Below are 13,537 nucleotides of genomic sequence, written 5' to 3' on the forward strand. Positions count from 1 at the left end.
GGTAAACCGTGACAAACCGCACGATTTTATAAAATAACTCGCCGTTCTGGCGTAAAATCCTCTCCCGAAACCCTGCCATGCCTGAATCATCGTGCATCTGTGCCAGGGCTGGAATATTTACCTGCATTTCAGGCCTTTTCTGGTCAAAAAAACAAACGAAGACAACTATGCGACGCTTAATGATTTCACTGATCCTGGCATTGCCTGTCATGGCGATGGCACAACAGGCTGAACCTTTTTCACCTCCTGCCGGACTGCATCCGCACTCTCAGGCCACCCAGCATGAAATTCTGGGTGATGGTGAGCTGCCGGAACACACCAGCAGCAATCCTTCCCTCTCAGGATTCAACGACACACTGTAAGTGGTCACGCGCTGCCAGAATGTGCGGCGCAACATCATGCCCGGCTCGTCAGGAGCCGGACAGTTTCCGCCTTCTCTGCCTGCCCCCGTAAACACGCCGCACCTGCTGCTTACCTCTCTCTGAACGCTCTTATCAGGGCCGCTCTTCGTCTGCACTACGCACACCCGTACAGGCATAAAATATATCTTAAGCCGCTGGATCGCATTTTTCGTTCTTGTAGTGAAGATATATCATAGCTAATCTTGGTACTTCAGATGAGAATGATTGTTATTCCATTATTATCAGCATGCCCTTGAGTCACGGGCATCCATCCCGTTTCAGGAGAGAAATTTTGCCTGTATCAGCCGATCAGCGTGTACCACAGCGCGTCCGTAATGAATTGCGTTTCCGTCATATTCAGGTCGCGAGTAAAACTAACATTGCCGGTAAATTCTGGCGTATCCGGTTCAGCGGCAGCGATCTGGCGGGCTTTACGTCGCCAGGCTTTGATGACCACATTAAGGTTTTCTTCCCTTCCGCTGAAGGGGCCACACTGGCTCTGCCACAAATCACCGATGCGGGGATTGTCTGGCCCGAAGGGCTGCGTCCGCAGGCGCGTGATTACACACCACTGGAATTCGATGGTGAATCTTCACTGACCCTCGATTTCTATATTCATGAGCAGGGCGTAGCCAGTGACTGGGCAACTCAGGCGCAGCCTGGCGATCGGTTGATTGTCGGCGGCCCACGCGGTTCGCTGGTGGTGCCGACCGATTACGCATTCCAGCTCTATGTCTGTGATGAAACCGGGCTGCCGGCTTTTGCGCGCCGTCAGCGTGACGCCCGGGCGCAGGCGCTGCATCTCTATGCCTTTACCGATGAAGCGACGGGCCGCGACTATTTATCTGATACGGCTGATGTGACGACAAACTGGCTCGGCAGCGGCCAGATGCAGAAAGCGCAGCTCAGCCAGCTGATTGCCCGGCTGGATCAGATCACTATCCCGACGGAAGATTACTTTGTCTGGCTGACCGGCGAAGGTGAGTTTGTTAAAGCGCTGTGTGACTACTTCACGGTGCAGCGCGGCCTCAACAGTGACTTCGTACGGGCGGTGGCCTACTGGCACCAGAAGTAAGCCGCTAAGGCAATTGAGTTTTGCCAGGCGGCGCACTACCATCAATCCCACTTTTTTCGCAGCAGGGCAGACCATGAAACAGCATCCGACTTCCACTTCATCTGAGGATCAGACTGCGCGCGCAGGCAGTTGCAGCGGACGGCGCAAGCGACGTGAAAAGATGCTGGAAGCGAGTGAGATTCGCCTGCTGATGCTCCATTTCCTGGCGCAGAATGCCGCTCACGGCTATGAGCTGATCAAGTCTGTCGAGGAGCTGTCAAAGGGAGAGTATTCGCCCAGTCCGGGGATCATTTATCCCAACCTGACGCTGCTGGAAGAGATGGAGGCGATTCAGGTGGTGGATGCGCAGGCAACGCGTAAAGCCTACCGCCTGACGGCATCGGGAGAAGCGCATCTGGCAGAGAACCGTGAAACGGTCAGCAGCCTGATTACACGTCTCTCTACGCTGGCGATTCTGGTCAATAACCGCAGCATTCCTGCTGTTGAGCAGGCGATTCATGGGCTGAAGGTCGCGCTGAACCGGCGGCTTGCGCAGGAAGATATCTCAGAAGCCGCGCTGCAGACGCTGATTAAAGCGCTGCACGACGCGGCAGAAAAAATCACCCTCAGCTAATCGCGGAGTTAGCTGACTTCAGTTTTGTGTTTGTCGATGTGGCCCAGCGTACGATCCGGGAAGCAGATGTCCCGTACACGCTGTTTCAGCGTGGTCGCATCCGGGAAGCCACCATCCCGCTTACGTTCCCACAGCAGATGCTCATCCAGCGTAATCTCAAAGATACCGCCGGTGCCCGGTTTCAGCGTCACCTCCGCCAGATCCTCAGCGAACGTATGCAGAAGTTCCTGTGCCATCCACGCTGACCGCATCAGCCAGTTGCATTGCATACAGTAGTGAATAACAACCACAGGTTTTTGCGCCATAACTCTATTCCTTTACGTGTTGATAAATGCCAATGCATTCGGGTTAACAATTTGTGCGCTGTGGTTTATATCTAAATGTAAATAAGATTGATAATGATTATCAGTTGCATTAAATTCCGGGCGATAATTACTACACCAGCATGATGTTCTGACTTTTCACGGCTTTTATGCGGAGCCGTTTTACTGTTGCCAGCAAGCAAGTGAGCGAATACTAACAATTAATCAGGTAATTCGCGCCTATGTCACCACGTTTTCGGAGATTGACGCAACCGCGTCTGACTCAACTGGCGTTGCTCGCCACCTTCATCAATACCACCTGCACTTATGCTGCGGGCAGTGAATCTGCCACGCTAACCCTTTCTGACCGCTATGGCAGCAGTGCCGAACCGGTAATGACGGTGACGGCACCGGAAATTAAAAAAACGGCAGGCAGTAAAACCTCGCTCTCTGCCAGCGATCTGCAACAGCGTGGTGCCACTGACTTTGGATCGATCATGCGCTATGAACCTTTGATCAGTGCTACCGGTACCCGTGGCGGTTCATCAGCCGGTAAGAGCGGTTTTGATCGGGCCGGTTATACCGGCTACAACATTCGTGGCCTCGAAAGCAACCGCGTCGGTCTGGATGTGGACGGTATTCCGTTGCCGCAGGCCACTGGCCGCAGCTATGTAGGACGCGCAGGTCTCGACAGCTTTGGCATTGGCCGCGATTACATCGATCCTTATATGTTTGGCCGTATTGAGATTGAGAAGGGCGCCACAGCAGTGGAACAGCCGAACACCTCGATTGGCGGCAACGTCTCGTTCCGTAATAAGTCTCCCGACGATTACCTGCATCCCGGAAAAGCGACCGCGTTCAGTTATCAGAGCGACTATGACTCATCCAGTCGCAGCTGGCATAACGGCATCACCGCCGCTGCCGGTGACGATGAGCTGCGCGGCATCTTTGTTTACAGCCGCCGTGACGGACAGCAGACCCGTAACAACAGCGATACGCTGGATGCGTATCCCGCTAACTGGCACTCCGACGCCTTTATGACCTCCGGCATCTGGCAGCCCAATGATGCTCACAAGCTCAGCGCGACGGTCGATTACTATCACAAAACCCACCACAGCCATTACGACAGCTGGAGCACTTCAGGCAATACAGTCTGGGGGACGGCACAGCAGCAGAGTGATACCCGCCGCTGGGGCATCAGCCTGGCGGATGAGTACACCCCTTACAATGACCTGATCGACAGCCTGACGACCCGCATTTACTGGCAGCAGACCCAGGCGCATGACAACACCCGGATGCCGTCGAGTGCCACCGCCAGGCAAACCGTCTATTCCGACTACAACAGCGACAGCTACGGTTTTGACACCCGCGCGCTCAAAAGCGTCGGGCGACATGAACTGAGTGCCGGGCTGAATGCGCGCCTGGTGGATACTGAGCGACCTTTCCGTCAGTCACCGCCAGCCAGTGCTTTTACTGCGATCATGCAGCCGCAGGCTAACAGTCGCAGCTACACCGTGGGTGGTTATCTGCAGGATACCATCAGCTTCGATGCTGACGGACATCGGGCGGCCATCGTGCCGGGCGCGCGCGTGGCCTATCAGAACACCCGACCGCGTGATGTGGCGACGCTGACCACGAACAGTAGCGTGCTCGACGCCAGCGAAGTTTCAGCGCTCTATGGATCGCCAAACAGCGACACCCAGATATTGCCGTCGATCGCCTTCCAGTACGATCTGACACCGAAGCTGATGACTTATCTGCAATATACCCGTGGCGCGCAGTTCCCCAACGATACCCAGCTTTATGGTTCATGGAACCTTGGCTCCAGCTATGCCGGCACCGCGCAGTATGCGCTGATTGGTAATGCAGATCTGAAAACCGAAACCAGCAACAACTACGAGTGGGGTGTAAAAGGAGAGGTGGCAAAAGGCGTCACGCTTAACGCTGCCGCTTTTTATAACGACTATAAAAACTTTATTGCCTTTACCCGCTACAGCCGGGCGGCTAATCCGGGTCAGTTCGTCAATGTGCCTGCCAACATTTACACCACCTATCAGGCGGAGAACCGCGATAAAGCCTACATCTACGGGGCTGAAATCAGCAGTAAAGTGAACTTCGGTAGCTGGTTCAGCGAGGTCGAGGGTCTGAGCGCCAATCTGGCGTTTGGTTACACGCAGGGCGCGGCAAAGTCGAGCTACCTTGGTGACCGCTACATCGACCTTGAGAGTGTTGCCCCGATGAAAGCGATCGTCGGACTCGCCTGGGATGATGAGGCGCGCGGCTACGGTGCCGCCGTTACCGCTACCTTTGTCAAAGGTAAGCAAGCCAGCGCGACTAACCGCGAAAGCTTCGCTAACAACGGCAGCAGCCTGGCCGACTCCAGCACCGATTACATGCGGGTGCCCGGTTATGGCATGGTGGATATGACCGCTTACTGGCGTGTCGCGCACAACGTCAGGCTGAGTGGCGGGCTTTACAACATAACCGATCGCAAATACTGGGATTACCTCAGCAGCCGTGAACTGACCAGCGCCACTCAGCAGGAGCGCAACGATCAGGCACTGGCCGTGATGCCGGGCCGTACTTTCCAGTTAGGTGTTAACGTCGATTTTTGATAGCCGTCGCCCTGCGTTGATGCAGGGCATTACTAAGAGAGCCTGAGTCATGAACCCGATTTATCAGCACTATCTTGTCCTTAAAGGTGAACAACCGAAGAAATATGCCCGCGACCTGGCCGCGCTGATCGGCATCAGCGAAGCGGAATTGTGTGAAGCGCGCATCGGCGTTGATGCCGTGGCGCTGAAACGCGATTTTCCGGCGTTGCTGAAGGCACTGGGCGCAGTCGGCGAAACCAAAAACATTACCCGTAACGCTTATGCGGTACATGAACACCTGGGTGAATACCACAATGTACAGATTGGCGCGCATGGTGGCCTGGTGCTTAATCCCCGTGCGCTCGATCTGCGCCTGTTCGTCGGTCAGTGGTGCAGCGCCTTTGCTCTGCAGGAGCCGACCGGGCAGGGCGTTCGTCACAGCATTCAGATTTTTGATCGTCATGGCGATGCGGTACTGAAAGTTTACGCCACGGAGCAGACCAGCATGGCAGCGTGGCAGACGCTGATCGCCGACTTTACCGACGCCGCGGCGACGCCGCTCGTGGTTGAGCCGGTTGCCGCGGCTCCCCTGACGGAGGCGATTGATGCCACCGCCATCGACCGTGAATGGCGCGCCATGACCGATGTTCATCAGTTTTTCGCGTTGCTGAAGCGCCACCAGGTGTCACGGCCGCAGGCGTTTCGCGCGGTGGGTGAGGATCTCGCCTGGCAGACCGGCAACGACGCGCTTGAGCGCCTGCTACAGATGGCACAGCAGGCGGGCAATGAAATTATGATTTTTGTCGGCAACCGTGGCTGTACTCAGATTTTCACCGGCAGGGTAGAGAAGCTGCAGCCAGTGGAAAACTGGCTCAACATCTTCAATCCGCAGTTCACCCTGCATCTGATGGCTGATCAGATCAGCGAAAGCTGGGTAACACGCAAGCCAACGGGCGATGGCTTTGTTACCAGCCTGGAACTGTTCGCCGCCGACGGCACGCAGATAGCCCAGCTCTACGGTCAGCGCACGGAAGGTACGCCAGAGCAGTCACGCTGGCGCGAGCAGATTGGCGCACTCCGCACGCCGGGAGCGGCGGCATGAAAAGAGTGATGCTGTTATGGCTGCTGATGACGCTGCCATCACTGGCGGCGGAGCGGGTGGTGTCGATTGGCGGTGACGTTACTCAGATTATCTATGCGCTGGATGCCCAGTCACAGCTGGTGGCTCGCGACAGCACCAGTCTGCGTCCGGCGCAGGCCGCCCGACTGCCGGACGTGGGTTATATGCGTCAGCTCAACGCCGAAGGCATTCTGGCACTGAAACCGACGCTGGTGATCGCCAGCGCGCAGGCGCAACCGTCGCTGGTGCTGCAACAGATTGCCCGCGCGGGCGTCAGGGTGGTCACGGTCAGCGGCGACAGCAGCCTGCAGGCAATTCCGCAGAAAATTATCACTGTGGGCCAGGCGCTGCAGCGTGAAAGCGAAGCTCAGGCACTGGCGCAGCAAATGACGCAGCAGATTCGCCAGTTGCCGCAGCAACCGCTGCCGGTAAAAGTGCTCTACATCATGGCCAACAGCGGCATGAAGTCGATGGCGGCTGGAAATCAGACTGCGGCCGATGGCGCCATTCGCAGCGCCGGGCTGGAGAATGCTATGGGCTCGGTGCCGCACTATCAGGCACTGTCGCAGGAAGGGGTGATCGCCGCCGCGCCGGATCTGGTGGTAATAGGCGAGGATGGCCTGAAAACCCTGGGCGGCGAAGCGCAGCTGTGGCAGTTACCGGGTCTTGCGCTGACGCCTGCCGGGCAGCAGCATCGTCTGCTGGTGATCGACACCATGGCACTGCTGGGGTTTGGTCTTGATACGCCGCGGGCAATCGTGAAATTGCGTCAGGCGGCGGAATCGCTGAACCATGATTAAGGATAATGCGCTGCGTGGCCTGGTGCTGATGCTGATCTTCCTGCTGGTGGCGATGGTGCTGGCGGCAAATCTGGGGGCGATGTCGCTTTCAGTGCGGGCGCTGTGGCAGGCACCGCTCAGCGATCTTATCTGGCAGATCTGGCTGGATATCCGTCTGCCGCGCGTGCTGCTGGCGGTGGTGATGGGCATGGCGCTGGCAGTCTCTGGCGCAGTGATGCAGGGTGTTTTTCGTAACCCACTGGCCGATCCCGGTTTGCTGGGGATCAGCAGCGGGGCGGGACTGGCGGTGGCGCTGGCAATCATTATTCCGCTGGCGTTGCCGGCACCGCTGGCATTGTGGCTACCGATGATCGCCGCGTTTATCGGCAGTCTGCTGGTTACACTGCTGATCTTCAGTTTCAGTCGGCTGGCGCGCGGCAATCTTTCGCGGCTGTTGCTGGTCGGCATTGCGATTAATGCGTTGTGCGGGGCGGCGGTAGGCGTGCTGTCATGGCTGAGCAACGACCAGCAGCTGCGCCAGCTGTCGTTATGGGGCATGGGAAGCCTCAGCCAGGCACAGTGGCCTGCACTGCTGATCTGCCTGCTGCTGATTCTGCCAGCCTTGCTGCTGTTACAGACTCGCGCCCGCCACCTTAACCTGCTGCAGGCGGGCGAAGAGGATGCGCACTACATGGGGGTTGATGTGAAGCGTACTCAGCATCAACTGCTGATCCTCAGTGCGTTGCTGGTCGGTACGGCGGTCTCGGTCAGCGGCGTGATCGGTTTCGTCGGGCTGGTGGTGCCACACGTGATGCGTTTTTGCCTTGGCGGCGATCATCGCTGGCTGCTGCCTGGCTCAGCGCTGGCGGGGGCGATTCTGCTGCTGCTGGCCGATACGCTGGCGCGCACTCTGGTGGTTCCTGCCGAGATGCCGGTGGGGTTGCTGACCAGCCTGATTGGTGGTCCGTGGTTTCTCTGGCTGATTCTGCGTCAACAGCGAGGGCTGGAGTGATGGACATTTTACAGGCCAGGGGATTGTGTCTCGCGCGCGGCGGCAAAACCGTTATCGATAATCTCGACGTCACGCTGTCAGGTGGCGAGCTGGTGGCGCTGATTGGCCCCAACGGCGCGGGTAAGTCGACGCTACTGCGGATGCTGACGGGATTTCTGTCGCCCGATCGGGGCGAGTGCTGGCTGGGCGATCGACGGCTGACGGCATGGCCGCGTGAGCAGCTGGCACGACGCCGGGCAGTGATGCGCCAGCAGAACAACCTGACCTTTGCACAGTCTGCGCAGTCGGTCGTGGCGATGGGCCGTGCGCCCTGGCCGGAGGCGCAGACGTCGCAGATTGTGGCTGAGGTCATGCGGCTGACCGGTTGTGAAGGGCTGGTGCAGCGCGATTACCGCCAGCTCTCTGGCGGTGAACAACAACGGGTTCAGCTGGCACGGGTGCTGGCACAGCTCTGGCATGAGGGAAGACCACGCGGCTGGCTGTTTCTGGATGAGCCGACTTCGGCGCTGGATCTCTTCTGGCAACAGCAAACCCTGCGTTTACTACGCCAGTTGACGCGCGCAGGAGATCTCACCGTCTGTACCGTGTTACATGACCTTAATCAGGCCTCATTATGGGCCGATCGCATACTGCTGCTGCACGCAGGCCGACTGGTGGCACAAGGCTCGCCGCAGACGGTGATGACGGAAGCGACGCTGACGCGCTGGTACCAGGCCGATCTGCAGGTAGTGGCGCATACCGGGAGTGGACAGCCGCATATCCAGCTGCGTATTTAGACCGTTTCGCTTTAAAAACATCGCCTTGCGCGGTTTTATTCGCTGATTTTGCGCTATACCTGGAGTTCCGGACAGATTCAAGGAGACCATAATGGCAAAATCATTAGATCAGACCGCTGAGCAACTGGGGAATATTTTACTCTCTTCCGGACTTCATCTGGCGACCGCCGAATCCTGTACCGCCGGGCTGATCAGCATGACGCTGGCCGCGGTGGAAAACAGCGGAGACTTTTATACCAGCGGCTTTGTGACCTACAGCGAAAATGCCAAAATCCGTCTGCTGGGGGTGCGCCCTGACACGCTGAAACAGCATACGGCGGTGAGCGAACAGACGGCGCGGGAGATGGTGCAGGGCGCCTGCGCCCGCTCCGGCGAGCCGGTGGGATTATCCATTACCGGCTATGCCGGACCGGATGGCGGCGAAGATGGTACACCGGCGGGCACCATCTGGTTTGGCTGGGTATTGCCCGACGGCAGAGATGAAGCGGAATGCCATCAGTTCAGCGGCGATCCGAAATCGGTGATGGAGCAGGGGACACAGTTCGCGCTGGAAGGACTCATAAAACGGCTGCAGCGAGCCGATCGTTAAAGGCGCGAAACGCGCCTTTAAACAGGATTAGCGACAGTCGACAATCAGACGACCCTGCACTTTGCCATCCAGCAATGCCTGCGCACCCTCTCTGGCTTCACTTAGCGGGATCACCCGGCTCAGCTTACTGAGCCGTTCGCTATCCATCAGCTCACCGAGTCGTTGCCACGCCTGCTGACGAAGCGGCTTCGGACACATCACGCTATCGACACCGGCCAGCGTAACGCCACGCAAAATAAAGGGTGCGACGCTGGCTGGCAGGTCGAGTCCCTGCGCCATACCACAGGCGGCAACCGCGCCGTCGCGCTGGGTGGCGGCCAGCACATTCGCCAGGGTGTGACTGCCTACGCTGTCTATCGCGGCGGCCCAGCGCTCTTTTGCCAGTGGCTTGCCGGGTTGGGAGAGTTCTTCACGGTCAATGACCGATGCCGCGCCCAGCGTTTCAATCAGATAGGCATGGTCGCTGGTGCGCCCGCTGGAAGCGATCACCTGATAACCCAGACGCGCCAGCAGGCTGACGCTATAGCTGCCGACGCCGCCACTAGCACCGGTTACCAGTACCGGCCCCTGTTCAGGTGTAATGCCCTGTTTTTCCAGCGCCATCACGCAGAGCATTGCGGTCAGTCCCGCCGTACCGATTGCCATGGTTTGCAGCGGACTCAGCGTGGCGGGCGGGCGCACCAGCCAGTCGCCACTGACGCTGGCTTTCTGTGCCAGGCCGCCCCACTGTTTTTCGCCCACGCCCCAGCCCGTCAGCAGCGCCACATCATCCTCTTTCCAGTCGGGATGGCGGCTGGCCGTCACCCGGCCAACAAAATCGATACCTGGCACCATCGGGAAGTGGCGCACAATCGGGCCTTTGTTACAGATAGCCAGGGCATCTTTGTAGTTCAGGGATGAGTAGCTGACGTCGAGCGTGACATCGTGGTCAGGCAGTTGAGATTCGGGGAGATCTTTCAGCAGGGAACGGTAACCTTGTTCGTCATTTTCAATGACCAGTGCCTTGAACATGCAGCCTCCGGCAGAGTGGGAAAGAGAAGATCAGTTTACGCCTGGCAGATGCAATGCGGTAGGGCAATGGCCCCGTCTCCCGGCAATGAAGACGACACGAGCGGAAAAACAGGCTGACAGCGGCAGTGAGTTAAGTGCATAAATCTGCATATAATTCAGATAATTAGTCGTATTGTGAATTTTTTATGATAAATAGACTATAAAAATCATGTTGTTACATGCGAAGAGGGTGACTGAATAATTACCTGGTTCGGGTTGTCCATGCCTGAAAAAGATGACATTATGACCGCCACTTTTTGACCCTGCTTCTTTGCCACAGAGGACGTCGCCATGTCCGGTTCACCGCGCATCCGCCCGGATTACCGTTCGCTTTTTCCGGCGCTCACCGGGTTATCCTCTTTTCCAATATCTCCGTTATTCACCATGCGGTGAGGCCAGCCGGGCAGCGGCTATGGATCTGCTCTCCACGGGCTGCGTAACGCCTTCTGACTGTTAAGTATTCGCCGGGGCACTGTCCCCATAATTGTGCCTCTGGCACTTCCTCCCTGACGTTAGGGATTCTGTTATGACTCCACTGAAAATTGCTGCCAGCGCCGCTGTGGCGCCCAGTCTGACCCTGAACACTGCGCGAGACGTGGTGACGCTGGATAACACCGATTTCACCGATGTGGCGGCGGTTGTCGTCTCGCTGGCGGATACCCGTAGCGGCGTGCTGGCGCTGCTGCGTCATACCGGCTTTAATCTGCCGGTATTTGTCGCTAACGCGTTTGAAGAAGAGGTGATGCACCTGCCCGGCGTCAGCGGTGAGCTGAATGGCGATCCGCAGGAGTGGATCGCGCTGGAAGCGGCTGCGCAGGCGTATGAAGCGGCGCTGCTGCCACCTTTCTTCGAAACGCTGACCCGCTATGTCGATATGCAGAACAGCACCTTTGCCTGTCCCGGACATCAGGGCGGTGCGTTCTTTAAAAAGCATCCGGCGGGCAAACAGTTTTACGACTTCTACGGCGAGAATGTTTTCCGGTCTGATATGTGCAATGCCGATGTCAAACTGGGCGATCTGCTGATCCACGAAGGCTCGGCCAAAGATGCGCAGAAGTATGCGGCAAAGGTGTTCAACGCCGATAAAACCTACTTTGTGCTCAACGGCACCTCAAGTGCCAACAAAGTGGTGACCAATGCGCTGCTGACGCGTGGCGATCTGGTGCTGTTCGACCGCAACAATCACAAGTCGAACCATCATGGCGCGCTGATTCAGGCGGGCGCGACCCCGGTTTATCTTGAAGCGACGCGCAATCCCTTCGGCTTTATTGGCGGCATTGACGCGCACTGCTTTGATGAGGCTTATCTGCGCGAGCAGATCGCGGCCGTGGCTCCGCAGCGCGCGGCTGAAGAGCGGCCTTTCCGTCTGGCGATCATCCAGCTGGGCACCTACGACGGCACGGTCTACAACGCGCGTCAGGTGGTGGATCGCATCGGCCATCTGTGTGATTACATCCTGTTTGATTCCGCGTGGCTCGGCTATGAGCAGTTCATTCCACTGATGGAAGGCTGTTCGCCGCTGACCCTGCAACTGAATGAGAACGATCCCGGCATTTTTGTCACGCAGTCAGTGCATAAGCAGCTGGCAGGTTTTTCGCAGACTTCGCAGATCCATAAAAAAGATAATCATATTCGCGGACAGCGCCGCTTCTGCCCGCATAAGCGACTGAATAACGCTTTTATGCTGCACGCATCCACCAGCCCGTTTTATCCGCTGTTTGCCGCGCTGGATATCAACGCCAGAATGCATCAGGGGGAAGCGGGGCGTCGTATGTGGGATGAGTGCGTCACGCTGGGTATTGAGGCGCGTAAAGCGATCCTGGATCGCTGTGAGATGATCCTGCCGTTTGTGCCTGAGACGGTGGATGGTCAGCGCTGGCAGGATGCGCCCACTGAGACGATCGCCCGCGATCTGCGCTACTTCAGCTTTGAACCGCAGGCGAAGTGGCACGGTTTCGCGGGTTATGCGCGCGATCAGTATCGGGTGGATCCCTGCAAACTGCTGCTGACCACGCCGGGGATTGATGCGGCCAGCGGTGAGTATAGTGATTTCGGGATTCCGGCGACCATTCTGGCGAACTATCTGCGCGAAAACGGCATTGTGCCGGAGAAGTGCGATCTCAACTCAATCCTGTTCCTGCTGACCCCGGCAGAGAGTCCGGAGAAGATGGCGAATCTGGTGGCGATGCTGGCGCAGTTCGAACAGCACGTCAAAGAGGATGCGCCGCTGGCCGAAGTGCTGCCGACCATTTACCGCAAAAATGCTGAACGCTATGCCGGGTATACCCTGCGTCGCCTCTGCCAGGAGATGCACGACCTTTACGTCAGTCACAACGTCAAGGATCTGCAGCGCCTGATGTTCCGCGCCGCGGAGTTCCCGCCTGTCAGGGTGAATCCGCAGGATGCGCATCAGGCTTATATTCGCGGCGAAGTGGAGCTGGTGCCGATAGCCGAAGCGCAAGGCCGGGTTGCCGCGGAAGGTGCACTGCCTTATCCACCGGGTGTGCTGTGCGTCGTCCCTGGAGAAGTCTGGGGCGGCGCGGTGCAGCGTTACTTCCTGGCGCTGGAAGAGGGGCTTAATCTGCTGCCTGGCTTCTCACCAGAGCTGCAGGGCGTTTACACCGAAGAGGATGACCAGGGACGGAAGTATCTGGTGGCGAATATGATAGTGGGGCGCTGATCTGAGCGTGGGCAGAGGCGGGTAGCGGCCCGCCTGCCTTTTTGTTCGCTGCGCGAACGGGGCTGAGAAGGTTTCGCCTGGCAGGCCCTGGGTTCGCTGCGCGAACGGGCTGTGAGAGATTTTCGTTCGCCTGGTAAGCCGGGCAGTTTCAGATTCGCCTCTGCAGGCGACCGACAAGGGGGCGCCAGTCGCCGCGCCCCCTTGACCCCGGGCTCCGGCCTGCTTCACCGCCGCTTCGCGGTCCCTTCGCTACTTCAGGATTTCTCACGGACCGGCGGGACGCGCCATCCATGGCGCGAACCCGCCTCTTCGCGACATCCCTGTCGCTCGTCCTGAAATCCCTCATCCGCTCAGCGGTTCTGACGGCCTCCCTACCCCCCTCGCTGTTATCTCTGCTTTTTTATGGCAGGTTCGCTGTCGCTGTAAGTTTCCGGGATGGTCTTCGCTATCAGACCATCAGACAGCATGGCAACAGCGAAATGAAAAGATAATTACAGGCGGGGGTTTGGGAGAGGCGTCCGAAGCGCTGAGGAACAACCGGAGGCC

General features: G+C 57.9%; 12 protein-coding genes. 10 read left to right on the forward strand and 2 right to left on the reverse strand.

All coding sequences use genetic code 11. The annotated features are described in order from the left end of the window. Window positions 1-167: 167 nt before the first annotated feature. The 3 genes from ACX8ZY_RS03905 (at window position 168) to ACX8ZY_RS03915 (ending at window position 2,089) form a co-directional block, all read left to right on the forward strand. Complete coding sequence (locus tag ACX8ZY_RS03905) at window positions 168-362, forward strand: hypothetical protein (protein ID WP_010671084.1); 195 nt, start codon at window positions 168-170, stop codon at window positions 360-362. A gap of 331 nt (window positions 363-693) precedes the next feature. Then, window positions 694-1,476, forward strand: coding sequence for a siderophore-interacting protein (locus ACX8ZY_RS03910; protein ID WP_022623856.1), 783 nt, complete (start codon window positions 694-696; stop codon window positions 1,474-1,476). Window positions 1,477-1,549: 73 nt separating this feature from the next. Continuing rightward, entirely contained in the window at window positions 1,550-2,089 is a 540-nt protein-coding gene (locus ACX8ZY_RS03915; RefSeq protein WP_421665240.1) for a PadR family transcriptional regulator, read from the forward strand. An 8-nt stretch (window positions 2,090-2,097) separates the two neighbouring features. On the opposite strand, the gene ACX8ZY_RS03920 is transcribed toward ACX8ZY_RS03915, so the two are convergent. Next, window positions 2,098-2,394, reverse strand: coding sequence for an Rdx family protein (locus tag ACX8ZY_RS03920; RefSeq protein ID WP_010248912.1), 297 nt, complete (start codon window positions 2,392-2,394; stop codon window positions 2,098-2,100). Between the two features lie 239 nt (window positions 2,395-2,633). On the opposite strand from ACX8ZY_RS03920, the gene ACX8ZY_RS03925 reads away from it, so the two are divergent. The 6 genes from ACX8ZY_RS03925 to ACX8ZY_RS03950 all read left to right on the forward strand — a co-directional run bounded on the left by ACX8ZY_RS03925 (window position 2,634) and on the right by ACX8ZY_RS03950 (window position 9,261). After that, entirely contained in the window at window positions 2,634-5,006 is a 2,373-nt protein-coding gene (locus ACX8ZY_RS03925) for a TonB-dependent receptor domain-containing protein (RefSeq protein ID WP_421665241.1), read from the forward strand. 49 nt (window positions 5,007-5,055) lie between these two features. Continuing rightward, window positions 5,056-6,087 (forward strand): hemin-degrading factor, encoded by a 1,032-nt coding sequence (locus ACX8ZY_RS03930; RefSeq protein ID WP_010248907.1) that lies wholly within the window; start codon window positions 5,056-5,058, stop codon window positions 6,085-6,087. Further along, window positions 6,084-6,905, forward strand: a complete 822-nt coding sequence (locus ACX8ZY_RS03935) for a heme/hemin ABC transporter substrate-binding protein (RefSeq protein WP_277972000.1) — start codon at window positions 6,084-6,086, stop codon at window positions 6,903-6,905. The genes ACX8ZY_RS03930 and ACX8ZY_RS03935 overlap by 4 nt, the downstream gene beginning before the upstream one ends. Next, entirely contained in the window at window positions 6,898-7,896 is a 999-nt protein-coding gene (locus tag ACX8ZY_RS03940; RefSeq protein WP_010671078.1) for a FecCD family ABC transporter permease, read from the forward strand. The genes ACX8ZY_RS03935 and ACX8ZY_RS03940 overlap by 8 nt, the downstream gene beginning before the upstream one ends. Then, the gene (locus ACX8ZY_RS03945; protein ID WP_301249366.1) at window positions 7,896-8,672 is read left to right on the forward strand and encodes a heme ABC transporter ATP-binding protein; all 777 of its coding nucleotides are present in this window, start codon (window positions 7,896-7,898) and stop codon (window positions 8,670-8,672) included. Before ACX8ZY_RS03940 ends, ACX8ZY_RS03945 begins: the two co-directional genes overlap by 1 nt. Window positions 8,673-8,763: 91 nt before the next feature. Further along, window positions 8,764-9,261 (forward strand): CinA family protein, encoded by a 498-nt coding sequence (locus ACX8ZY_RS03950; RefSeq protein ID WP_010671076.1) that lies wholly within the window; start codon window positions 8,764-8,766, stop codon window positions 9,259-9,261. A 27-nt stretch (window positions 9,262-9,288) separates the two neighbouring features. Here ACX8ZY_RS03950 and acuI read toward each other — a convergent pair whose 3' ends face one another. Continuing rightward, complete coding sequence (acuI, locus tag ACX8ZY_RS03955) at window positions 9,289-10,272, reverse strand: acrylyl-CoA reductase (NADPH) (protein ID WP_033772552.1); 984 nt, start codon at window positions 10,270-10,272, stop codon at window positions 9,289-9,291. Window positions 10,273-10,837: 565 nt separating this feature from the next. Here acuI and ACX8ZY_RS03960 point away from each other — a divergent pair. After that, complete coding sequence (locus ACX8ZY_RS03960) at window positions 10,838-12,991, forward strand: ornithine decarboxylase (RefSeq protein WP_022623848.1); 2,154 nt, start codon at window positions 10,838-10,840, stop codon at window positions 12,989-12,991. Window positions 12,992-13,537 lie beyond the last annotated feature (546 nt).

This window comes from Pantoea sp. XAF26B01_ASV70, assembly GCF_054512635.1.